This window comes from Sphingobium chungangianum, from assembly GCF_977014255.1.
The window spans coordinates 398,139-419,478 of the sequence record NZ_CDRNIV010000002.1 but is presented as its reverse complement, the minus strand read 5'-3'; the positions used below and the strand labels follow the sequence as shown (position 1 = coordinate 419,478).

Genomic DNA, 21,340 nt, shown 5'->3' with positions numbered 1-21,340 from the left:
TTGGGGACAATGCACGCGGAGGAACGCGAAAGGCTGATCATCGAAGCAATGGGCCTTACCGGCTTCGTCAGCTATCGCGCTCTGGAATCGCGGCTTGCGGCGTCCCCCGCCACCATCCGCCGCGACCTGACCCGCCTTGAGGAACAGGGGGTAATCCACCGCGTTCGTGGTGGTGCAAGGTTGACGGAAAGCCATGGCGGCAAGCCTGAAGGCGCCGCCCGGCTCGCGGGCACCCCCTTTGCCCAGTCGATCACGGAACATCTGTCGGAAAAGCGATCGATTGGGCGGGCCGCCGCCCAGCTATGCCAGCATGGCGAAGGCATCATGATCGACGGCGGCACGACGACGTTGCAGATGTGCCCGCATATCGGCGGCCTGGACCTGTCGGTGCTGACCAATTCGCTGCACATCGCCAATGCGCTGCTGCCTCAGTCGGGAACGCAGATATTGCTGCCTTCCGGGACATTGTTCAGGGAGCAGAACATCATTCTCGCGCCTGCGGGTGAAGAATCGATGCCGCGTTTCCATGCGCCAAAGCTTTTCATGGGCGCGGCGGCGGTGGGGCCACAGGGGGTGATGCAACAAGATGTCATTCTGGTTGCGGCCGAACGCCGCCTGATTGATCGGGCGGAACAGGTGATATTGCTGGTCGACAGTAGTAAATTCACCTCTTCATCGGGCGCGATCGTTTGCGGCTTGAATGAGGTGGATATCGTCGTGACGGATCCGGGCGTCGCACCGGCAGCGATGGCAATGCTGGATAAAGCCGGGGTGAGGGTGATCATCGCTGAAGTTTGATCACCAGTGCTGCATGCTATCATAGAACAGAGCGGGCGAGATATCCCGACAGCTTTTTCGGCCATCGCGGCATCTCGCCCGTTTATCTATTCAAAAATGCTTGATCGGGCGAGGATTACTCCTCGCCATTATCCTTCACGCCAACGGTCGGGACGTCGATGGTCTCCTTTTTGGAGCCGACGACTACTGCCTTCGAATCCACGTCGACCTTGGGAAGTTCTCCGCCCTTCACGCTGACTTCCGGAACATCGCCGCCAGATACGTCGGCCTTCCAGAAGCCGGTGGCAAACAGGATGCCGACAATTGCCAGAATGACGACCAGCACGATCGCAACAGTGCGCCCGCCGCTGCTCTTGTGAACGACCACGCGGTCTCCGGTATAGGGATCTTTATGTACTTCGGCCATCTTGTACCTCCTCCAGGTGGATATTGAACAGCTGGACCTTCAGCTTGTTCCGTCACCAGCCTAGAAGAAGCAGAGCGTCGCTCTCATCAGGTCACGCTGTTCAAATCCACTCCGCGCGTTTCGGGAGCGGCAGCCACGGCGACCAAGGTGAGGAGCAGACCACCTATCACATAGGCGGCGACCATGCCCGTTCCGCCGCTCGCCTTGTATAATGACAGGGCGATGATGGGGGCGAGAGACCCTGCCACGATGGAGGTCGCCTGATAGGCGATGCTGGCGCCCGAATAGCGCAGGCGCGTCGGGAAAAGTTCGGTGATCATCGCGCCCTGGGGCGCATACATGGCGCCGTGCGCTACCATCGCGATGGTGATTGCCAGTCCGACGGTCCAGATCGTTCCGCTGTCCAGCAGGGAGAAGAAGATCGTGAACCAGGCTGCAACGCATATCGCGCCCGCGCCATATACGAGCCTGCGTCCGATCCTGTCCGACAGTGCGGCGAAGAAGGGCATGGTCAGGCATTCAAGGGCAGAGCCGATCAGCACGGCGTTAAGGACGAGCGACCGGTCACCGCCCCTTATTTCGGTCCAATAGGTTATCGAGAAGGTCGCGGCGACATAGTAGCAGATATTCTCACCAAAGCGGAGCCCGGCTCCGGTGAGCAGGGCGCGGCCCTTGCGCCGGATTGCCTCTACGGCCGGGAAGCGCTCGACGCCGCCTGCGGCCGCTTCGCGGGCGAAAACCATGCTTTCCGAAACGGCGCGGCGGAGCCACCAACCCACCAGTACCAGCACGATCGACAGCAGGAACGGGATGCGCCAGCCCCAGGCCATGAAGTCCGCTTCCGTCAGCAGTGCGGATGATGTGGCGAATACGGCAGCGGCCAGTAGATTGCCTGCAGGGGCGCCGACCTGCGGCCAGCTGGTCCAAAAACCGCGTTGCGAAGCGGGCGCGACCTCCGCCACGATCAGGACCGCCCCGCCCCACTCCCCGCCGACGGCGAAGCCCTGAAGCAGCCGGAGTAGGACGAGCAATATCGGCGCCCAGGTTCCGATCTGCTGATAGGTCGGCAGCAAACCGATGGCCGTGGTCGACAGGCCCATGGTGAGCAGGCTGATCATGAGAAGCGTCTTGCGCCCGATCCGGTCGCCGAAGTGGCCGAAGACCACGCCGCCGAGCGGCCGGGCGAGGAAGCCGAGGGCATAGGTCGAGAAGGCGAGCAACGTGCCGGTCAATGGATCGAAAGACGGGAAGAACAGTCGATTGAACACCAGCGCCGAAGCCACGCCATAGATGAAGAAGTCGAACCATTCGATCATCGTGCCGATCAGACTGGCGCCCACGACCGTCCGTAGTTCGCGCTTGCTGACGCCAGATGTCGCCGCAACGGCCGGTTCGTTCGTCCCGGTCAGCATAGCCCCTCCTGCCCTTCCTGCTCCAAGACGCCTGCATAGAGGCGAACCGCCCGAGTGAACAAGGGCGTGAATTGGTAAAGCCTGATTATCGGGGAACCAATATTCGCTTGGGTCGTTGGAGACCGCCGGGATGGAATTAATAGCCCTGTATTGCAGGGTCTGGATGTTCGATCACGGAATGGGTCTATTGGGGGGAGCGAGCTTCCTGTGCGCTTGGAGCGTAACAGGGGCTCTTTTTTTAAAATGCAGCAAATCAAATCGTCGATCACGCAGGCCGGGCTTTATGCGGCGTTGGCCGTCCTGCTCGCGCTCCCCTTTCTCGCCGATATAATCTTTCCGTTGGGAACCGCCGTATGGGTGGCATATTTGCTGCCGCTCGTGCTGTCCTATGTTGCCCGGCGTCCACTAGTCCCGATCGTTGTTGCAACAGCCGCGACACTATTGATGATCGTCGGCTTCACCCTCGCCCCGGTCGGTGTCGATTCTCAAGTCGCCATCACCAACCGTTCGCTGGCGGGCGTGACCTGCTGGATTCTGGCGATTGTCGGCGTCCTGTTCATCCGCAACCGGCTCGCGATATCGCGGGAGGAATGGTTGCAAAATGGGCAAGTCGGCCTTGCCAAGGCAGTGGGCGGGGAGCAGCCGCTGGATACGCTGGCGTCAAGCGCTCTTACGTTCATGGCCGATTATCTTAAGGCGCAGGCAGGGGCGCTCTATATCGCCAATGGCGAAGGCTTCCGCCGCTACGCCACCTACGCCGTTCCCGCCGATGCGCCCCTGCCCGAACGCTTTTCGGTGGGAGACGGATTGCTCGGACAGGCGGTGAGTGATCGCCGCAGCTTTTTCCTGAAAGATGTGCCCGAGGGCTATCTGTCCTATGGATCGGCGCTGGGCCAATCAAAACCGGATAGTCTGCTGATCAGCACCACGCAGGCTGACGGCACGATCAATGCCGTCATGGAACTCGGACTTCCCAAGGACGCCGATGGCGATGCCCTGGCGTTGCTGGACAGGATCAGGGGGCAGTTGGGCGTCGCCATTCGTTCCGGCAAATATCGTGCGCGCCTGCGCGAATTGCTGGAGGAAACACAGCAGCAGGCGGAGGAATTGCAGGCGCAGAGCGAGGAGCTGCGCGCCAATAATGAGGAGTTGGAGCAGCAAAGCCGTCAGTTGCAGGAATCGGCCACAAGGCTGGAAACACAACAGGCGGAGCTGGAACAGACCAATGCCCAGCTGGAAGAACAGGCGCGGCAGCTGGAAATCCAGCGCGACGACCTGACGCGCACACAGCGGTCGCTGGAGAACCAAGCTGGCGAACTGGAACAGGCGAGCCACTATAAATCCGAGTTTTTGGCGAACATGAGCCATGAACTGCGCACCCCATTGAATTCGCTGTTGATCATGGCGAGGTTGCTGGCCGAAAATCGCGGTGGCAATCTTTCCCCCGACCAGGTCCGCCATGCCGAGACGATCGAAACGTCGGGCAATGACCTGCTGACCTTGATCAACGACATTCTCGACATTTCGAAGATCGAGGCAGGCAAGCTGGAATTGCAGCCCCGCCGCATGAGCATCCGCGCGCTCACCGAGAAGATGGAAGCGATATTCGCGCCCTCCGCCCAGTCCAAGGGGCTGACCTTTGACGCAAGCCCCTCCCCCAACGCGCCAGCCGAGATGGAAAGCGATCCTCAGCGGATCGAGCAAGTACTGAAGAATTTCCTGTCGAACGCGATCAAGTTCACCGAGCGCGGATCGGTCAAGCTGAGCGTGAACAGCACGCCCGATGGGCGCATTGCGTTTACCGTGCGCGACACAGGCGTCGGCATCCCGGCCGAGCAGCAGCAGGTGATTTTCGAAGCGTTCCGCCAAGCGGACGGCACGGTCAGCCGGAAATATGGCGGCACTGGCCTTGGCCTTTCCATTTCGCGTGAACTCGCCCGGTTGCTGGGAGGCGAAGTGCAGGTGGAAAGCACCGCAGGCGAAGGCAGCGCCTTCACGCTGATCCTGCCCGAGCGATATGACGGCGCGGCGGCGGCGGCGGCGGACAGGATACGGCCTGCCGAGCAGTTCCGATCCGCGCCATCCAACCCCAAGCCTAGCCGCCCGCGCCGAGGCCCCGCTGCGCAGGACGATCGCGAGAGATTGTCAGGCGACGCCCGCGTCATCCTGATCGTTGAGGATGATCCTGTTTTCGCCAAAATCCTCTGCGATGTGGCGCACGAACTGAATTTTCAGTGCCTGATCGCCAGCACCGCGGATGAGGGCGCTCTGATGGCGCGGCAATATGTGCCCAATGCCGTCATTCTGGACATGAACCTGCCCGATCATACCGGCCTGTCCGTGCTGGACCGGATCAAGCGGGACGTGCGCACCCGCCATATCCCAGTTCATGTGGTGTCGGTGGATGATGACAGTCAGGCAGCCCTTTCAAGCGGCGCCATCGGTTATCTGTTCAAGCCGGTGAAGCGCGACGCGCTGGTCGAGATGCTGGAAGGGCTGGAGGCACGCATGGCGCAGCGCATGCGTCGCGTGCTGGTGGTCGAGGACGATGCCCAGCAGGCCGAAAGCGTCAAGCTGTTACTGGCGTCGCGCGATGTCGAGACGGTGGAGGCGCATTCCGCCGCGCGATGTTTCGAACTGCTTGGCCGCGAAACATTCGACTGCATGGTGCTGGACCTCAACCTGCCCGACGCGTCCGGCCTCGACCTGCTGGAGCGTCTGAGCGCTGACGAAGCCGTCGGCTTCCCGCCCGTGATCGTCTACACCGGGCGCGACCTCGCCCAGGAAGAGGAGATGCGGCTGCGGCGCTACAGCAAGTCGATCATCGTCAAGGGCGCGAAGTCGCCCGAACGGCTGCTGGATGAGGTGACGCTGTTCCTGCATCAGGTCGTGTCGGACCTGCCCGAACCGCAACAGGCGCTGATCGCCAAGTCATTGAACCGCGACGCCGCGCTGGATGGACGCGAAATCTTGGTGGTTGAGGACGATATTCGCAACGTCTATGCCCTCACCTCCATATTCGAGCCGCATGGGGCGAAGGTACGTATCGCGCGCAACGGGCGCGAGGCGCTCCAGACGCTGGACGAGGCGGCGCGCGGGCTTTCCGATCCGGTCGATCTGGTGCTGATGGACGTGATGATGCCGGAAATGGACGGCCTGACCGCCACGCGCGAAATCCGCTCGCAGCCATGGGGCAGGCATATGCCGATCATCGCGCTGACCGCCAAGGCGATGGCGCGCGACCAGCAGGATTGCCTGGACGCGGGCGCGAACGACTATCTCGCCAAGCCGCTCGATGTCGACAAGCTGCTGAGCCTCACGCGCGTGTGGATGCCGCGATGAGCGAGGAGGTTTTCGCACCCCACGAGGAGCTGGAACTCGATTTGCTGCTTGAGGCGCTCTGGCGGCATTATCATTATGATTTTCGCGGCTATTCGCGTGGTTCGTTGCATCGACGCCTTGCTCGCGCGCAGCAGCGGCATGAATGCGAAAGCCTGTCGCAACTCCAGCATCTGCTGCTGCGCGACCCGGCGGTGTTTGCAGACCTTATGGGTTTCCTCACCATCCAGGTCAGCGAGATGTTCCGCGACCCGGCCTATTTCCGGGCACTGCGGGAAATGGTGGTGCCGCATTTGCGCACCTATCCTTCGCTCAAGATCTGGATCGCGGGCTGCGCCAATGGCGAGGAATTTTATTCACTGGCGATCCTGTTCCGGGAAGAAGGGCTGGAGGATCGCACGATCTTTTATTGCACGGACATCAGCCCCGCCGCGCTCAAGAAGGCGGAGGCCGGAATCTATGATCTCGACCGCATCGCGCAGTTCACGGAAAATCACCGGCTGGCTGGCGGCAAGCAATCGCTGTCCGACTATTATACCGCAGCCTATGGCGCGGCGGTGTTCGACAAGACGCTGCGCCGTCGCGCGGTGTTCGCCGAACATAATCTCGCCAGTGACGAAGTGTTTGCCGAAGTGCAGCTGGTGTCGAGCCGCAATGTGCTGATCTATTTCGATCGGGAATTGCAGGACCGTGCGCTTGGGCTGTTCGGCGGATCGCTGGTGCGCGGCGGGTTCCTCGGGCTTGGGTCGAAGGAAACGCTACGTTTTTCCCGATATTCCGAAGCGTTTGCCGACTTCCACGAGGCTGAAAAAATCTACCGCCGCAACGTCAAGGATATGGAGGATCTGCGCCATGCCGCCTGAAAAGCCCAAGATCCTGGCTGTCGATGATGTTGAGGAAAATCTGACGGCGCTGGATGCCCTGTTCGCCGGGGAAGGCGTCGAATTGCTCAAGGCGCGTTCAGGGGTGCAGGCACTCGAACTGCTGCTGGTGCATGATGTCGCGCTGGCCCTGCTGGACGTGCAGATGCCGGGCATGGACGGCTTTGAACTCGCCGAACTGATGCGCGGCACCGAACGGACACGCAGGGTCCCGATCATATTCCTGACGGCGGTCGCGACCGATGAACGGCGCCGCTTTCGCGGCTATGAGGCAGGCGCGGTCGATTATCTGCTGAAGCCGGTCGATGCACATATCCTGCGTAACAAGACGGCGGTTTTCGTCGAGCTATTCGAGCAGCGGCAGGAACTGGCCCGGCAGCGCGACGAGATTGCCGCCGCGCTCGCCCGGCTGCATGCCCATAGTGACAATTCCCCGCTGGCGATCATCGAATTCGATGCCGGGCGGCACATCGTGGCCTGGTCCAACGGGGCAGAGCGGCTGTTTGGATGGCGGGCGCCCGAAGTCGCTGGCTTCAAGGCGGACGAGCTGAAATGGATCGACCCGGAAGACGAGGCCACGTTCGACAGCCTGATGAGTGACCTTATCGCCGGGCGATCCGTTCGCGCGGTCCAGCATCTGCGCATGCGGACGGCCGAGGGGCCGACGCTGGAATGCGAATGCTATTGCTCTGCGCTGCTCAATGGTCAGGGGCGGCTCGTGTCGGTCAACGTCCAGGTGCTGGACGTCACTGAAAGGAAGCGGGCCGAGGATACGCAGCGCCTGCTGATCGGAGAACTCAACCATCGGGTTAAAAACACCCTCGCCTCGGTTCAGGCGATCGCGGTGCAGACATTGCGGCATTCGTCGGGTCCGTCGGACTTTGCTCCAACCTTCACCGGGCGCATCCATGCCCTCGCCCGCGCGCACTCATTGCTGAGCAGCACGACATGGCAAGGCGCGTCGCTGCGGGAACTGGTCAATGGGCAGATCGACATTGGCGCTATCGATCTTGGGCAGCTGACCATCGAGGGGCCGGAACTGGAACTGGCGCCTGAACTGGCTTTGCACGTCGCACTCATCCTGCATGAGCTGGTGACCAACGCGCATAAATATGGCGCGCTTTGCATCCCGGCGGGGACGGTTTCGCTATCGTGGAAGATGGAGCGGGACCGGCTGTCGATACGCTGGGTGGAAAGCGGCGGGCCGCCCGTCGCTCCACCATCACGCAGAGGGTTTGGCACGGCCCTCATCGAACGCAGCCTGAAGGCGGAAGGCGGGCAGGCGAGCGTGGAATATCAGGAGAGCGGGGTTTGCTGGACCATGACGCTGCCGTGCGGGCCACGGATCAGCCGGATCAATACCGCCAGTTCCGTCTTGAACGTGAGCGAAGAGGCATTGGCTGTGCAAGGCGGCGCGATAGCGGGGCGCAGTTTCCTCATCATTGAGGACGAACCGCTTGTGGCGATGGAGATTGCCAGCATTTTGGAGGATGGCGCGGCCGCCGTGACCATAGCGGGATGTGCGCAAGAGGCTCTGGCGTTGATGCAGCATGCGGATTTCGACGCCGCGCTGCTGGATGGCAATCTGCAAGGCATGCCGGTTGATGATGTGGCGGCTGCGCTGTCGGAAAGGGAGATACCTTTCGCCTTCGTCACAGGATATGGGCGCGAGAGCCTGCCTGAACAGTTTCAGGATCGGCTGCTGATCAGCAAACCTTTTGATCCCAAGGCATTACTGCACTGTAGTGGCAAGCTGTGTGAGGAAAATAGCGGGGCTGTTTCAGGCGGGCTCGACAGTCAGTTCGGCGATTTCGAACAGGAAACTGCGCCACCCGCGCATCTTTGAAGCCTCCTCTGCCGCCGCGCGTTTCCTCTTCGCTTCGGCGAGCGATTTGACATGTCCCCAGAATATTTCCGTTTTGCCATTCTCCAGTTCCGCAACGATCCGCCAATAATGGGTGAAGGGGTCGGTCGTCGGCCCGATCCGCTTCACATATCCATCCGGCATCGTTGCTGTCAGATATTGTCTTTTCCGCTTCGCCATGCCCTTTCCTACCATAGATGGTGCAAATTAGCGCAACAGCCACCATGTAGGGGGCATGGAAAAATTCACTGCCTCTTCACTGCAACGCCATCGGCTATCGCCTGCGGCTCACTGCCCGGTGCGCGCATGAACGAGAGCATCGCTTATATCGGCCTGCTGGCTGACGAAGAGATCGAACTGGACAGCGCCGGCTTGATGCTGAGCGCTCTTGACCATGAAGGGATCGACGTCGATCCCTATCTGGCCTTGCTGCGCGAGATCGGCGATGCGATCGAGGCGGAACGAGCGGACATCGACGACGATGATCTGCAAACGGGAGCAGCACAGGGTGCCCTTCTCGCGCATATATTCAGCGGCCAGTTCGGCTTTGAAGGCGATAGCCTGACGTACGACGCACCTTTGAATGGCGACATGATCAGGGTGCTGGATCGTCGGCGGGGATTGCCGGTCAGCCTTTCCATCCTTTATGTCGCCGCCGCCCGACGCGCCGGATGGCAAGCGCATGCGCTGAACACGCCCGGCCATGTCCTGGTCAGCATCGGGCCTGATGAGGACATGGCCATCATCGATCCTTTCCGCAGCGGCGCGCTGGTGCAGGCCGGGCAAGTGGCCGGGCTTCTCACGGTCGCCGCGTCGACGGGCAGGCAAGACGTTTCGACCCTTGAGCCGATGTCGAACCGCATGACACTTGTGCGCCTGCTCCTCAATCAGGCCACTCGGGCGGAACAGGCGAGCGACACATGGCGGGCCTGCTCGATTTATGAGCGCATGACGGTGGTTGCACCCGAACATGATGCAGGCTGGTGGGCGCTTGCCCGACTGCAGTTGGAACATGGCGAGGTGGAAGCCGCCCGTGGGAGCCTGTGCGCCCTGCTGGAGATCAGCCGGGACCCTGAGCGCCGCCGCTATGTTGCTGCAGCGCTCAGCCGGTTATCCGGCCAATCTCCGGCGTGAGTGATCGGGCGAGAGGATCTTGGCCATGAGACTCACGCCACTTGTTCAATCCCTCTTCAAGTCATTCCCCGCGCGTTCCATAGCGGCGCCCGCATCTTCCTTCGCTTCCCGGGCTTCGCGCCTTGCATCCTGTGTGGCGTTACTCGTCGCCGCACCGATCTCGTTCGTGCCCCTGTCGATCGCCCGCTCGGCATGATCGAGACCATTGTCGATCTTCGCTCCTGCCTGATCGACCGCCCGGCTGACGTCATTGCCAATCGCCGATCCCGCATTCTCGAGGCTGTCAGCTGCCTTTTCCGAGCAGGCGGACAGGCCCATCCCCGCGACAATCACCAAAGCGGCCACAATTGATGCTTTCATGCTTCCCTCATCTTGCTGTCAAACGCATGAGCCAAACCGTTAGCCAGCCTTATGGTTGCCTTTGGATCAGCGGCTGCGTAGGCCGGAAACCATCGATCGATCCGCGTCGGGGATCAGCCCCTCCAGCACCCGCCAGAAGCCCGTCACCGACCCCTGCCCCGCCTGCGCATAAGCCGCCGCCATCTTTTCACGCAGCGCGCGAAACAATTCGGCCTCCAGCATCTTACCCGACGCGCTGAGCCGCAACAGCTTCTGCCGCCGGTCGCTCGCCCCCTGCCGCGTTTCAATATAGCCACGCTCTATAAGGTCATTGAGCACCCGCCCCAGCGACTGCTTGGTGATGGACAGTAGGCGCAGCAACTCCTTCACCGTCAGGTCCGGCTGACGCGAAATAAAATACAGCGCGCGGTGATGCGCACGCCCCAGCCCCTGTGCCGCAAGTCCGTCATCGATCGACCGGGTAAGCGCGGAATAGCCGAAATACAGCATCTCGATCCCCCGTCGAATCTCATCCTCCCGCAGGAAGAGAGGCGACGCAGGTGTGATCTGCGAAACCGGTGCGTTGGCGGGCGAACTGTTTGCATTCATGCGAGGCGTCCAGGAAGATTTCGAAGCCCGCATATTGGCGAAGCCATAGTGACATGACTAGGCTTTCCTTTCGCGCAACAGACGCTATATGCCGTCCCGCGCGGCGGTCGCCGCACACATGCTGGGGCGTCGCCAAGCGGTAAGGCAGCGGCTTTTGATGCCGCCATGCGCAGGTTCGAATCCTGCCGCCCCAGCCAGTTTGAGATTCACGTTACTTTTCAGTATGTTAGAGCGATTTTTCGCTGCTCCGTGTGACAGTTTCGTGTGACAGGATCGAGTGACAATCTTCCGTTTTTACCGGCCCTTCGTTCGAACGGCTAGAGGCGACCAAACCTGTGACTGACTCGGAACATCGCCAGCAGAACGGCGGCCAGTCCACGCCGTGGAGTATAGCACCGAGATTAATCAAGCAGACGCGGTTGCTTAGGTGCAGGGATATGCGCCAAGACCTCCTCTACCGCATGCTCAGTCTTGAGGCCGCTGGTGCCGAGCCACTGATCCATGCGCACCCTGCAAACTAGAAAGTCGTTAGCGGAGAAGACCTCTTCCGAGTTGGCAATCCGCTCCCAAAATGCCCGATCCTCAATCTCCGCCATTATCGCTTGCGCGCCGCTCGACAGCCGCCATTTCTTCCCTTGCTCGAAGTAGAGCCGCTTGATCTGGTAGGTCGCCTCGAACCGGCTTGTGGACGTCGGATCGGAACTACCAGTTGCCTTGAACGCCGCCGCTTCGGTAGCCTTGATCTGCTCGGTCGTCTTTCCTGGCTGTTCCTCGAAGCGGATAACATCGATGCCGTCGTCGCGTAGGGGTTCAGTGAACCGCTCAAGAGGCTGCCGCACCTGTGGTTCGTCAGCAATGCGCCCCACAGCAGGAGGAACGATTAGCGCGTCGCCATCAGCGGTTTCCAGCCGCGTGTTGCCGTCCTCTAGGACGATCTTGCCAGCGACCTTGTGACCCTTCAGCCAGCGAACGGTCTGGATTAGGCCTTTCACTCCGTCCCTGAGATTGAAACCAAGGGTGGAAAGGATGAAGCTGGTAGTCGCTCCCTCTGGCGTCATGACCCACGCCTTGGCTGCGTCCCATGCACTGCTGAAGTCAATGACGATCCCAACGTCGAAGCTGCCGCGTCGCACGTCTGACTGGACGCGCACCTTGATCCGCCCCGGCTCGCCAGTGATGATCGCGTCCGAGGCTTCGATCAACTTGCCAAGGGCCAGCAGCGACGATGCCAATTGGGAGACGTCCATCTCGCCATCCTCGACAGATGGCCCATCATAGATGACCCGCATGTGTGACTTCGCCATCAATCAATCCCCCTGCGCACCCTGATGCCCTAACTCACTCTAGGTGAACACGGAAAAAGTAGGGGAACGCCCGAGAATGGTCTGAACCATCCCGAACGCTCCCCCGCAGCCACCTAAGCCCAACCCTCAGGAAAACTTCATCCATTATCCGTCCCCGCTCGGCGCGATCCAGCGCCTTGCGATCCCCGCACCTAATGCAGCAATAGTGCCGCCCGTCTCTCTTGCTGCGGTCGATCCAGAAGAACTGCACAGGCTTCGCCTGCTGGCACCCATGACACCATTTAGCCCCCCTGCGGGACCGCGACGGGTATCTTCTTCGGGGCATCGGCCTCCTATGCTGACGGTGGTAAGAAAAACCCGCCAAACTCAGCCGTAAGACAGCATGAGGGCGGGTTAAGGGTGTGAGGCCCTCAAGGCCGCCAACGCGCTTTCACTCATCGGTTCACCGCAATTTCGACTCAGCTGGACGCGGGGAAAGAGGGAAAACTCGCAGAAATACGTGACGACCTTCCCGGTAGTCAGATAGTCAGGCTAAGCGAACTTTTATTATTGATGACCAGTGACTTACGGCGATCTAGATGGAGTCCCCTCAACAACAGAGGGGGCAAGCATGCTTACATGGTACATCACACGCGGCGACGTCGACGGAACCCCGGCCGAGATTGGTTGGCGCGGCCGAAAGCTCAGATGGGCATCGCTTGACCGCGAGGAGGCGGAGCAAGCGAACTACCTTGCTCATGGCGATTGGCTGGAGGTTGACGGTCGATGGCTGGCCTATCATCGGGAGCGGCAAGCCAACCCAGCTTATCATCATTGGGCAAGATTTGGGATCGCGTTCGGCAAGCGGTTCTGGCTGTGGGCGGCCGAATGGCCGAACGCGGCTTATGATATGCCAGAGGCAGAGGCGGCGCGGGAGCGAGACGCTGTAGAGCGTAGGACCCGATTGGCCCGTGCGACCCGATAGGCTAACTCTACGGGTGTGAGGGTCGCCCGTGGACCGGCCCTTTTATGAACTGTCAGTCAGCAACGAGGGGGAAGCTCTGCTGAAAAGTGCCGAAATGGATGAGTATCCGCTGCGCCCAGTGGATTTTGTGCTGACGGCCAGCGATCCCCATTGCTCTAGCCGTTGCATCTTCGCAATCGAACGTGAGCGCGCGTAACTCCCCCACACATTCGGTCTCAATGGCGTCCTTCTCGCGCGTCCATCGTTCGACTTGCTCAAGTGTGGGAAGGCTGGTCAATACGATCTCGGACTGGAGGGATTGCCACCGCTTCAACCATTGCGCGTGGGCAGCGCCCTGCGGAGCCAGCTTCAGCACGACCTGCGCGAGTGAGATGAAAGCCACCAGCGCCGCCCCTATTTTTGAAATCCAATGTTGATTTCCGGTGAGATGTGACCCGGGATTTCCACCGAGAACTGACCCGCCTGATAGTTATGTTTCGATTGTCATTGGTGGGTCAAGATGATGTTTCTCCTTTTCGGGTTTGGCTTGCTGGGCCGAGCTGTTCTTGAAGCGGAAGCTGTCGTTTCCGGTTTCCAGTATGTGGCAGTGGTGGGTGAGGCGATCGAGGAGCGCGGTGGTCATTTTTGCGTCACCGAACACGCTGGCCCATTCGCTGAAGCTCAGGTTCGTGGTGATGACGACGCTGGTGCGCTCATAAAGTTTGCTGAGCAGATGGAAGAGCAGCGCGCCGCCTGATGCGCTGAACGGCAGATAGCCGAGCTCATCGAGGATCACGAGGTCGGAGTGGATCAGGCGATTGGCGATCTGCCCGGCTCTGCCCTGGGCCTTTTCCTGTTCGAGGGCGTTGACCAGTTCGACCGTGGAGAAGAAGCGGACCCGTTTTCGGTGCTGCTCGATGGCCCGTACGCCGAGCGCCGTAGCGACGTGGGTCTTGCCGGTGCCCGGACCGCCGACCAGCACGATATTGTCGGCGACGTCGATAAAGTCGCAGCGATGCAGCTGCCGGACCAGCGCCTCGTTGACCTCACTGCTGACAAAGTCGAAGCCCGCCAGATCGCGATAGGCCGGGAACCGCGCCACCTTGAGCTGATAGGCGACGGACCGGACCTCTCGCTCGGCCGTTTCGGCTTTCAGCAACTGGGACAGGATCGGCACCGCCGCCTCGAAGGCCGGTGCGCCCTGAGCCATGAGATCGGCGACGGCCTGCGCCATGCCATGCATTTTCAGGCTGCGCAGCATGACGACGATGGCACCGCTGGCGGGATCATGACGCATGGCGGTTCTCCCGGCGCAGGGCGTCATAGCGCTCGACATTGGCCATCGGTTCGCTGGCCAGCCTCAGCGCCTGCGGCGCCGTGACCGGTGGCGTCGAGATCGGCTTTCCATCGAGCAGCCGATGCAGCAGGTTGAGGATATGGGTCTTGGTCGGAACACCCGCATCGAGCGCTATCGCGACGGCGGTCAGGACGGCCTGTTCGTCGTGATGCAGGACCAGCGCCAGGATCTCGACCATTTCCCTGTCGCCGCCGGGATTGCGCAGCAGATGCCGTTGCAGCCGCTGGAAGGGATCGGGCAGGTCGAGGAACGGCGCCCCATTGCGCAGCGCGCCGGGCTTGCGCTGGACAACCGCGAGATAATGCCGCCAGTCATAGACCGTATGCCCCGGGCCATCATGGGACCGGTCGATGATGCGCCGATGCTCACATATGATCTGTCCCTCGGCGACGACCAGGAAGCGGTCAGGATAGACCCGCAGGCTGACGGGCCGATTGGCGAAGGACGCCGGCACACTGTAACGGTTGCGCTCCAGATGCACGAGGCAGGTCGGCGAGACCCGCTTGCCATGTTCGACAAAGCCGTCGAACGGCCTGCCCACCGGCATCAGGCATTGCGCCTCATCGGCCCAGGCATCGGCGACAGAGCCTGGCTCGATTCCATGCGGGATGTCCTGCCATAGCGCCTTGCAGCGCTGTTCCAGCCACAGGTTGAGGGCATCAAGGCTCTCGGCCTGCGGCGTGGGTTGCCACAGGCGATGCCGTGCATCCTGGACGTTCTTCTCGACCTGTCCCTTCTCCCAGCCTGCTGCCGGATTACAGAACTCGGCCTCGAACAGGTAATGGCTGACCATCGTGAGGAAGCGGGTGTTGACGTTACGCTCCTTGCCGCGCCCGACCTTGTCGACGGCGGTACGCATATTGTCGTAAATCCCCCGGCGCGGCACCCCGCCCAGCACGCGGAACGCATGATTATGGGCGTCGAACAGCATCTCATGGGTCTGAAGAAGATAGGCCCGCAGGGTGAAGGCCCGGCTGTGGCTGAGCTTGAAGTGCGCCACCTGCAGCTTTGTGCGCACGCCGTCGAGGATCGCCCAGTCCTCGCTCCAGTCGAACTGGAACGCTTCTCCTGGGGCAAAGGATAGCGGCACGAATGTCCCGCGGCCGCTCATCTGCTGCTGACGGCGATAGGCATCGTGCCACGCCCGCGCGAAGGCCGCGACCCGGCCATAGGAACCGTCATAGCCCAGACTCACCAGATCGGCGTGCAACTGCTTGATCGTGCGCTTCTGCTTGCGCGAGCGAGCCATCTCCCGTTGCAGCCAGGCCGACAGTCGTTCCGCAAACGGATCCAGCTTGCTCGCCCGCTCGGGCACCTTGAACTGCGGTTCGATCGTATCTGACCGCAGATATTTACGGATCGTATTCCGTGACAGTCCTGTGCGCCGGACAATCTCGCGGATCGATAGATGATCGCGGTAATGCCAGCGCCGGATAACGCTCAATAACGCCATGTCCAACACTCCATGATCCCCCGCTCGCCAAAGCCAGGGGTGAGTTCAACATGGGTCACTTCTCGATGGAAATTTATGCCCTTCCCGGGTCACATCTCACCGGAAATCAACACCTTATGACCCGAAGGGCGGCGTAGCCAACATCAACGGGATCAGGCCGGTCCGCACGCGCAAACACAAGGTGACGACGGACAGCCACCATCGTTTGGGTGTCGCAGCGAACTGGCTGGACGGCGACTTCGCCGCCGATGCGCCCAACCGTAAATGGGCCGGCGACATCACCTATATCTGGACATCCGAACGCTGGCTCTACCTTGCCGTCATCCTAGATCTGCATAGCCGTCGCGTCGTGGGCTGGGCTGTCAGCGACAGGATGAAGAAGGATTTGGCGATCAGGGCACTGGATATGGCGGTACGCCTGCGCCAGCCACCAGAGGGCTGCCTTTTCCATTCGGATCGCGGCAGCCAATATTGTTCTTACGATTATCAGAAAAAGCTGCAGGCCTATGGCCTGCGTCCATCAATGAGCGGCAAGGGTAATTGTTACGACAATGCCTCCGTCGAGACGTTCTTCAAATCCCTGAAGGCGGAACTCATCTGGCGGCAGCGCTGGCCAACGCGACGGCAGGCAGAAGCTGCCATCTTCCAATACATCAACGGCTTCTACAACGCCCGTCGTCGCCATTCATATCTGGGCGGCATTAGCCCGCTCGCCTTCGAAGCCAAGGTGGCATAATGAGATAAGTGACCGGCACAAAACCGTTACATGTCCAGTGCACCAACATGCGCGCCGAGGACGTCACCGACACGCTGGACCTCGCCCTGGCGGCTTCCGGCTGCGACAGCGCCACGGTGCTGCACAAGCCGCGGCTGCTCAGCGACAACGGGCCGAACTACATCGCAAGTGAACTGGCCGAATACATCGAGGCCAACAAGATGAGCCATGTGCGCGGCGCCCCGATGCATCCGCAGACCCAGGGCAAGATCGAGCGCTGGCACCAGACCCCGAAGAACCGCATCCTGCTGGAAAACTACTTCCTGCCCGGCGACCTCGAGGCCCAGATCGAAGCCTTCGTCGAGCACTACAACCACCAGCGCTACCACGAAAGCCTGGCCAACGTGACACCCGCCGATGCCTACTTCGGCAGAGCGCCGGCCATCATCAAACAGCGTGACAGGATCAAGCAGCAGACCATCGAACATCGGCGCTTGCAGCACCGCAAGCTCGCCGCCTAACATCCAACCCCAGACGAAGCCCGCACTCCGCTAATCTACGCCGCGAGCTGCGCCAAATGTTCTGACGACGGACAATGAAGCCTATAGTCAGATAGCTTCTGCACCGAAGATGTCCACGCTGGGGTCTTGCCCGTATCACGGCGGAGACTCGCCACTTCGGAAGCGCGCCAGGCCACAGCATAGCCGACCCGTTCTGGAACCTACGCCCGATCCAGCGTACGGCTGATACTGACGGCCCATGCTTTAAAACGATAACCCCGCTCATTAGGGGGCGGGGCGGCGGTGATCAGTTGAGGTCGCTGATTGCGAAACCGAGCTCCACAGCTGTAGAACTCACTGTCGTCCAGCGGTCATGACATTGAACTCGGTCCAAGCAAACCCCCTGACATTGCAAAAAATTACAGCTCGTTATAAAGGTCTTTCGGGAGCTATATGAGGACCCCGTAACAGGAAGGGCAATATGTCTACGTCCGCCTGGTCGTCAAATCCTGCCACCCAGGTAACCATCGAAAGAATGCCGTGGCGGCGGAGCAGTCGGATCGCTTCGCGGTCGCTGGCCGTCGCGCCCCCCTTTCTGATCGGCTTCAACGTCGCCTCGTCCGTATTCTCCATTCCCATCAGGAACCGCTCGAACCCGGCCTTCTTGTAAAGGTGAAGAATGTCCGCATCGCGGACGATGTCGTCAGCCCGGGTTGATCCAACCAGCGTCACCGATATGTCCTCGGCGATCAGTGCTTCCAGAAAGGCCTTCCATGGCTTCCTGCCAGCGCTGGGATTCTCGTCCGCGAAATTGAACACCTCCGCGTCATGATCACGATGGAGCCGTGCAATTTCTCGAGCGAGCAGAACCGGATCGCGGTGGCGCCAGCGCGTCCAGAAGCCACGTTGACCGCAATAGTTGCACAGATGAGGGCATCCTCGGGAAAACTGGACCACGACCGCGCGCTTGCCACCCCAATAGCTGTAGCGCGCATGATCGATGAGTTCCCAACCTACGCGATAGGCGTCCAGATCGGTGATCACGGGCGCTGCCTCGGTAGCGACAGGCACCCCATCCTGGCGATAGGCGATACCGGGAACCTCCTTCAGAGGTTCGTTTCGCGAAATTGCCTGCATCAGGCGGCGGCCCGTCTCTTCGCCTTCTCCCCGCACAATCGCGTGGACATGCGGTTCCTGCGCGAGAATTTCGCGCCAGAAATAGGTCGGGTGAACGCCGCCATAAATTATGGCGGCCTTGGGCAGTGCCAACGAAACGGCGGCCGACACCCTTGAAATGATCGGGTGTCCCGATGATGAACCGGAATGACCGAACAGGACCGCGTCCGGCGAACGCCGAACGACCTCCGCAATGAGATCGTCCAGCGGCATCGGACCAAACTCAGCGTCGATCAGTTCCACGCGGTGGCCATCATCGATGAGGGGGCCACCCACACAGAGCAAGCCGAAGGGAGGCAGTTGCTCCTTGGGGATGCGGCTTCCGATTGCCGGATGGGGGACGTTCACCAGAAGGATATACAAATTAGCGACTCTCGGCCTCTATTAATCTTCGTCTGTCATGGGGTGGTCAAGGGATGATGAACATCCGAAGGAGAAACGATGGATAAACTGGGGGCCAGATTGGTCCAATATCGGGTGCTGGCAGATCATCGCCTCCATTTCGGCAGGCTCTATTTCCTAGTGATCGCGACCAACCTCGCGATCGTGGCCGGCGCCGCAACGGCGATTGCGATCAGTCGGCCTTCATGGTGGATCGCCGTGCGATTCATAGCGGGCATTGTGTTGGTGGGCACCAGCTTTATTGCGCACCGTCTCCATCATCAAGAGGAGAGCTATGCCGCCGCACTCCGGACAATCGAGCAGGAAGAAGGCAGCATGCTCATATTTTCCAGCGCAGGCAGCTTCGGCGCTCGTCGGCTGGTGGCGATTGCCCTCGGCGCGGCTGGCCTGCTGATATCGTGCGAGGCGGGCCTCCATCTGATTTGAGTTGCCAACCGGATTCAGGCCTATGCGATCGTTCCAACGTGCATATAGGAATCGTAGCCACCGTTTTCTCCTGCGGCCACATTGGCCGATGGAGATGTGTCATGGGACATTCAGTATATGACCCCGCTTTTGGAGAACGCCCCGCCTGGAACGCCGGCAGGAAGGTTGGTTCGAAGCGCGCCTTGAAGCCAAAGCAGATTTGGGAGATTCGCTTCTGGCTCGATAGAGAGAGGCGACTCCGCGATCGCGCCCTTTTCGATCTTGCGATCGACAGCAAGCTGCGCGGCTGCGACATTGTCAAGATCAGGATTGGAGACCTGGTGAGCGGTGGCGCGGTGCGCTCGCGCGCAATCGTTATTCAGCAAAAGACGGGTCGCCCGGTGCAGTTTGAGTTGACGGACACGACCCGGGCCAGCCTTTTGGCATGGCTCGAACGCCGAGGAGGATCGGTCGATGATTTTGCTTCCCAAGCCGAACAGATCACGCGAACCACCTCAGCACCCGGCAATATGCCCGGTTGGTGGATGAGTGGGTCACCGGGGTCGGTCTGCGGGCAGAGGAGTATGGCACGCACTCTCTGCGTAGAACAAAGGCGTCCATCATTTATAAGGCGACGGGCAATCTTTGCGCAGTCCAAATCTTGCTCGGGCATACCAAGATCGAGAACACGGTCCGATATCTCGGCGTCGATGTAGAGGATGCCCTTACGTTGGCAGAAGGCATCGAAATTTAATTGTAGGAGCTCGGCCCGTCCGGTCGCGCGAGCCGAGTCCCAATTGTTACACCCTATGGGAATGACCGGTTTCAGGATGCAGCTAGCCCCGCCTAAGCGACCGACTTTGGCGCGTAGCTGCCGGTCTGCTCAATGAACCGGGGATGGCGGGTTTCGGCAAAAGCAGCCGTTCTGGCTTTGGTGGGGGAACGGCCCGACTTGGTCGCTTCTTGCCGAAAGCTCGTGGGACATTGCCGCCGTTCCAGGTTCCTAGATTGAATGACGGCTTACGGCGAGAGCAGACGCTCCCGCCAAGCGCAGCGTCCGCCAGCGCTTTGCTGCTTCTGCAGTACTGAGGTTGGCCTGGACGAACTTGACCCCGCCGATCGGCCCAGAACCTTGGCGCCACCGCTGATGGCCACGCGCTTGCCTGCAAACTCGGTCGGATCAGCCTTGATCGTCATATCGTGACCTTGTGTTTTCAGTGACGCTGCTGTTACGAGCACAGAATGAAAAGGCGCGGACCATACGCGAAAGGACAGGAACGGCGGGACGAAATCCTGCGTGCCGCCGTCGAGGTCATCAGCCGCGAGGGATATCGCGGTGCATCGCTAAGCCAGATCGGACGCAGTATCGGGATCGATGGCGCGCACATCATCTACTATTTCTCGTCGCGCGAAGTTCTGCTGCAGGAAGTGCTGCGCATGTGGGACGAGGGCAATGTCGCCAGCCTGACAGCTGACAAGGATATCTTCGCCTCGCTGGTGGAAACGGCCCGACGCAACACGGCAACGCCAGGCCTGGTCCAACTCTACACCGCCTTCGCGGCCGAAGCTGCCGATCCGTCACATCCGGCGCACGACTTCTTCGGCGCTCGTTTCACCGCGCTGCAGGGATACATCGCAGATGAAATCCGCAAGCGGCAGGCAGCGGGCACCGTCACGCCGACGCTCCACGCCGATCATGCCGCAATGATGCTGATCGCGCAGTCAGATGGCTTGCAGGTGCGCTGGCTGGTTGATCGGTCGATCGATATGGCGGCAGCGCTGGCAACCGAGATCGATCTGCTCCTTGGAAATGCGGACGGACGGCGATGAGCGACCCGTCCCACCCATTGTCCGACGTCAACACGCTCGTCGGACGGCTGGCAACCGCAATTCATTCGAAGCGATAATCTTTCTCAGTGCAATGCGGTCCGACGCTTATTTTATCGTTCGGAGATAAGCGATCAACGCTGCCCTATTCGCCGCGTTGGCCACATTCATCGGCATACGTGTGCCCGGCGCGAATTTGACGGGAGCCGCAAGGAAGGCGTCCAGATTCTGCTCTGTCCACTTGTCCCCCTGCTTCGCCTTTAGGCCGCTGGAATAGGTAAAATCGGGCCGGCTCGCAATCTTGCGTCCCACCACGTCTTTCAGCGCGGGTGCCAGCGGTGTGCTGACCGCAGGCTTGTGGCACATCGCGCACTGGGACTGAAACAGCTTGGCGCCATCGGCCGCAAGCGCGGGTGACGCTACAGCAACGAGGGACAGGCTGATCAACAGGGTATAAGGTGACATACAGCCTTCTT

The 21,340-nt window shown here is 60.7% G+C and carries 19 protein-coding genes, 1 tRNA gene and 3 pseudogenes; 12 read left to right on the top strand and 11 right to left on the bottom strand.

What is annotated here, in order from left to right:
- Positions 1–9: 9 nt before the first annotated feature.
- Positions 10–798, top strand: a complete 789-nt coding sequence (locus ACWNC0_RS02065) for a DeoR/GlpR family DNA-binding transcription regulator (RefSeq protein ID WP_449469256.1) — start codon at positions 10–12, stop codon at positions 796–798.
- A 115-nt stretch (positions 799–913) separates the two neighbouring features.
- Here ACWNC0_RS02065 and ACWNC0_RS02060 read toward each other — a convergent pair whose 3' ends face one another.
- Positions 914–1,204, bottom strand: coding sequence for a hypothetical protein (locus tag ACWNC0_RS02060; RefSeq protein ID WP_449469254.1), 291 nt, complete (start codon positions 1,202–1,204; stop codon positions 914–916).
- 86 nt (positions 1,205–1,290) lie between these two features.
- Entirely contained in the window at positions 1,291–2,616 is a 1,326-nt protein-coding gene (locus tag ACWNC0_RS02055) for an MFS transporter (protein WP_449469253.1), read from the bottom strand.
- A gap of 243 nt (positions 2,617–2,859) precedes the next feature.
- On the opposite strand from ACWNC0_RS02055, the gene ACWNC0_RS02050 reads away from it, so the two are divergent.
- Genes ACWNC0_RS02050 through ACWNC0_RS02040 form a run of 3 tightly spaced genes read left to right on the top strand, consistent with a single transcriptional unit; the run spans position 2,860 to position 8,682 of the window.
- Entirely contained in the window at positions 2,860–5,958 is a 3,099-nt protein-coding gene (locus ACWNC0_RS02050; RefSeq protein WP_449469251.1) for a response regulator, read from the top strand.
- Positions 5,955–6,818 carry a CheR family methyltransferase gene (locus ACWNC0_RS02045; protein WP_449469249.1) on the top strand — a complete coding sequence of 288 codons (864 nt, stop codon included), beginning with the start codon at positions 5,955–5,957 and terminating at the stop codon, positions 6,816–6,818. Before ACWNC0_RS02050 ends, ACWNC0_RS02045 begins: the two co-directional genes overlap by 4 nt.
- Positions 6,808–8,682: a response regulator gene (locus ACWNC0_RS02040; RefSeq protein ID WP_449469248.1), complete on the top strand. Its 1,875-nt coding sequence runs from the start codon at positions 6,808–6,810 to the stop codon at positions 8,680–8,682. The genes ACWNC0_RS02045 and ACWNC0_RS02040 overlap by 11 nt, the downstream gene beginning before the upstream one ends.
- Here ACWNC0_RS02040 and ACWNC0_RS02035 read toward each other — a convergent pair.
- Positions 8,617–8,880: a hypothetical protein gene (locus tag ACWNC0_RS02035; RefSeq protein ID WP_449469247.1), complete on the bottom strand. Its 264-nt coding sequence runs from the start codon at positions 8,878–8,880 to the stop codon at positions 8,617–8,619. The two genes, ACWNC0_RS02040 and ACWNC0_RS02035, sit on opposite strands and share 66 nt — an antisense overlap.
- Before the next feature lie 126 nt (positions 8,881–9,006).
- Here ACWNC0_RS02035 and ACWNC0_RS02030 point away from each other — a divergent pair, with 126 nt between their 5' ends.
- Positions 9,007–9,834: a transglutaminase family protein gene (locus ACWNC0_RS02030; RefSeq protein ID WP_449469246.1), complete on the top strand. Its 828-nt coding sequence runs from the start codon at positions 9,007–9,009 to the stop codon at positions 9,832–9,834.
- Positions 9,835–9,879: 45 nt separating this feature from the next.
- Here ACWNC0_RS02030 and ACWNC0_RS02025 read toward each other — a convergent pair whose 3' ends face one another.
- Complete coding sequence (locus tag ACWNC0_RS02025) at positions 9,880–10,194, bottom strand: hypothetical protein (protein ID WP_449469245.1); 315 nt, start codon at positions 10,192–10,194, stop codon at positions 9,880–9,882.
- Positions 10,195–10,260: 66 nt separating this feature from the next.
- Positions 10,261–10,782, bottom strand: a complete 522-nt coding sequence (locus ACWNC0_RS02020) for a MarR family winged helix-turn-helix transcriptional regulator (protein WP_449469244.1) — start codon at positions 10,780–10,782, stop codon at positions 10,261–10,263.
- 122 nt (positions 10,783–10,904) lie between these two features.
- On the opposite strand from ACWNC0_RS02020, the gene ACWNC0_RS02015 reads away from it, so the two are divergent.
- Positions 10,905–10,979 (top strand) — tRNA-Gln (locus tag ACWNC0_RS02015).
- 204 nt (positions 10,980–11,183) lie between these two features.
- Here ACWNC0_RS02015 and ACWNC0_RS02010 read toward each other — a convergent pair.
- Complete coding sequence (locus tag ACWNC0_RS02010) at positions 11,184–12,086, bottom strand: hypothetical protein (protein WP_449469243.1); 903 nt, start codon at positions 12,084–12,086, stop codon at positions 11,184–11,186.
- A gap of 610 nt (positions 12,087–12,696) precedes the next feature.
- Between ACWNC0_RS02010 and ACWNC0_RS02005 the strand changes: the two genes are divergently transcribed.
- Entirely contained in the window at positions 12,697–13,050 is a 354-nt protein-coding gene (locus tag ACWNC0_RS02005; RefSeq protein WP_449469241.1) for a hypothetical protein, read from the top strand.
- A 52-nt stretch (positions 13,051–13,102) separates the two neighbouring features.
- Here ACWNC0_RS02005 and ACWNC0_RS02000 read toward each other — a convergent pair whose 3' ends face one another.
- From ACWNC0_RS02000 to istA, 3 genes are all read right to left on the bottom strand, one after another.
- Positions 13,103–13,432 carry a hypothetical protein gene (locus tag ACWNC0_RS02000; RefSeq protein ID WP_449469240.1) on the bottom strand — a complete coding sequence of 110 codons (330 nt, stop codon included), beginning with the start codon at positions 13,430–13,432 and terminating at the stop codon, positions 13,103–13,105.
- An 87-nt stretch (positions 13,433–13,519) separates the two neighbouring features.
- A complete protein-coding gene (istB, locus tag ACWNC0_RS01995) occupies positions 13,520–14,326 on the bottom strand; it encodes an IS21-like element helper ATPase IstB (protein WP_449468721.1) in 807 nt (268 codons plus the stop codon).
- Positions 14,316–15,839, bottom strand: coding sequence for an IS21 family transposase (gene istA, locus ACWNC0_RS01990; protein ID WP_449468719.1), 1,524 nt, complete (start codon positions 15,837–15,839; stop codon positions 14,316–14,318). Before istA ends, istB begins: the two co-directional genes overlap by 11 nt.
- A 142-nt stretch (positions 15,840–15,981) precedes the next feature.
- Here istA and ACWNC0_RS01985 point away from each other — a divergent pair.
- Positions 15,982–16,575, top strand: a pseudogene (locus tag ACWNC0_RS01985) (IS3 family transposase); the annotation flags it as partial.
- Positions 16,576–16,613: 38 nt separating this feature from the next.
- Positions 16,614–17,075, top strand: a pseudogene (locus ACWNC0_RS01980) (integrase core domain-containing protein); the annotation flags it as partial.
- A gap of 408 nt (positions 17,076–17,483) precedes the next feature.
- Here ACWNC0_RS01980 and ACWNC0_RS01975 read toward each other — a convergent pair.
- A complete protein-coding gene (locus ACWNC0_RS01975; RefSeq protein WP_449469238.1) occupies positions 17,484–18,593 on the bottom strand; it encodes a radical SAM protein in 1,110 nt (369 codons plus the stop codon).
- A gap of 78 nt (positions 18,594–18,671) precedes the next feature.
- Here ACWNC0_RS01975 and ACWNC0_RS01970 point away from each other — a divergent pair, with 78 nt between their 5' ends.
- From ACWNC0_RS01970 to ACWNC0_RS01960, 3 genes and pseudogenes are all read left to right on the top strand, one after another.
- On the top strand, positions 18,672–19,058 hold the full coding sequence (locus ACWNC0_RS01970; protein WP_449469237.1) for a hypothetical protein: 387 nt from the start codon (positions 18,672–18,674) through the stop codon (positions 19,056–19,058).
- 101 nt (positions 19,059–19,159) lie between these two features.
- A pseudogene (locus tag ACWNC0_RS01965) lies at positions 19,160–19,791 on the top strand (tyrosine-type recombinase/integrase).
- Positions 19,792–20,279: 488 nt separating this feature from the next.
- Positions 20,280–20,867, top strand: a complete 588-nt coding sequence (locus tag ACWNC0_RS01960; protein WP_449469235.1) for a TetR/AcrR family transcriptional regulator — start codon at positions 20,280–20,282, stop codon at positions 20,865–20,867.
- 105 nt (positions 20,868–20,972) lie between these two features.
- On the opposite strand, the gene ACWNC0_RS01955 is transcribed toward ACWNC0_RS01960, so the two are convergent.
- Positions 20,973–21,329 (bottom strand): c-type cytochrome, encoded by a 357-nt coding sequence (locus tag ACWNC0_RS01955; protein ID WP_449469234.1) that lies wholly within the window; start codon positions 21,327–21,329, stop codon positions 20,973–20,975.
- Positions 21,330–21,340 lie beyond the last annotated feature (11 nt).

Coding starts and splice junctions, on each gene's coding strand:
- ACWNC0_RS02065 (WP_449469256.1), top strand. CDS start 10: ATGCACGCGGAGGAACGCGAAAGGCTGATCATCGAAGCAATGGGCCTT.
- ACWNC0_RS02060 (WP_449469254.1), bottom strand. CDS start 1,204: ATGGCCGAAGTACATAAAGATCCCTATACCGGAGACCGCGTGGTCGTT.
- ACWNC0_RS02055 (WP_449469253.1), bottom strand. CDS start 2,616: ATGCTGACCGGGACGAACGAACCGGCCGTTGCGGCGACATCTGGCGTC.
- ACWNC0_RS02050 (WP_449469251.1), top strand. CDS start 2,860: ATGCAGCAAATCAAATCGTCGATCACGCAGGCCGGGCTTTATGCGGCG.
- ACWNC0_RS02045 (WP_449469249.1), top strand. CDS start 5,955: ATGAGCGAGGAGGTTTTCGCACCCCACGAGGAGCTGGAACTCGATTTG.
- ACWNC0_RS02040 (WP_449469248.1), top strand. CDS start 6,808: ATGCCGCCTGAAAAGCCCAAGATCCTGGCTGTCGATGATGTTGAGGAA.
- ACWNC0_RS02035 (WP_449469247.1), bottom strand. CDS start 8,880: ATGGCGAAGCGGAAAAGACAATATCTGACAGCAACGATGCCGGATGGA.
- ACWNC0_RS02030 (WP_449469246.1), top strand. CDS start 9,007: ATGAACGAGAGCATCGCTTATATCGGCCTGCTGGCTGACGAAGAGATC.
- ACWNC0_RS02025 (WP_449469245.1), bottom strand. CDS start 10,194: ATGAAAGCATCAATTGTGGCCGCTTTGGTGATTGTCGCGGGGATGGGC.
- ACWNC0_RS02020 (WP_449469244.1), bottom strand. CDS start 10,782: ATGAATGCAAACAGTTCGCCCGCCAACGCACCGGTTTCGCAGATCACA.
- ACWNC0_RS02010 (WP_449469243.1), bottom strand. CDS start 12,086: ATGGCGAAGTCACACATGCGGGTCATCTATGATGGGCCATCTGTCGAG.
- ACWNC0_RS02005 (WP_449469241.1), top strand. CDS start 12,697: ATGCTTACATGGTACATCACACGCGGCGACGTCGACGGAACCCCGGCC.
- istB (WP_449468721.1), bottom strand. CDS start 14,326: ATGCGTCATGATCCCGCCAGCGGTGCCATCGTCGTCATGCTGCGCAGC.
- istA (WP_449468719.1), bottom strand. CDS start 15,839: ATGGCGTTATTGAGCGTTATCCGGCGCTGGCATTACCGCGATCATCTA.
- ACWNC0_RS01970 (WP_449469237.1), top strand. CDS start 18,672: ATGGATAAACTGGGGGCCAGATTGGTCCAATATCGGGTGCTGGCAGAT.
- ACWNC0_RS01960 (WP_449469235.1), top strand. CDS start 20,280: ATGAAAAGGCGCGGACCATACGCGAAAGGACAGGAACGGCGGGACGAA.
- ACWNC0_RS01955 (WP_449469234.1), bottom strand. CDS start 21,329: ATGTCACCTTATACCCTGTTGATCAGCCTGTCCCTCGTTGCTGTAGCG.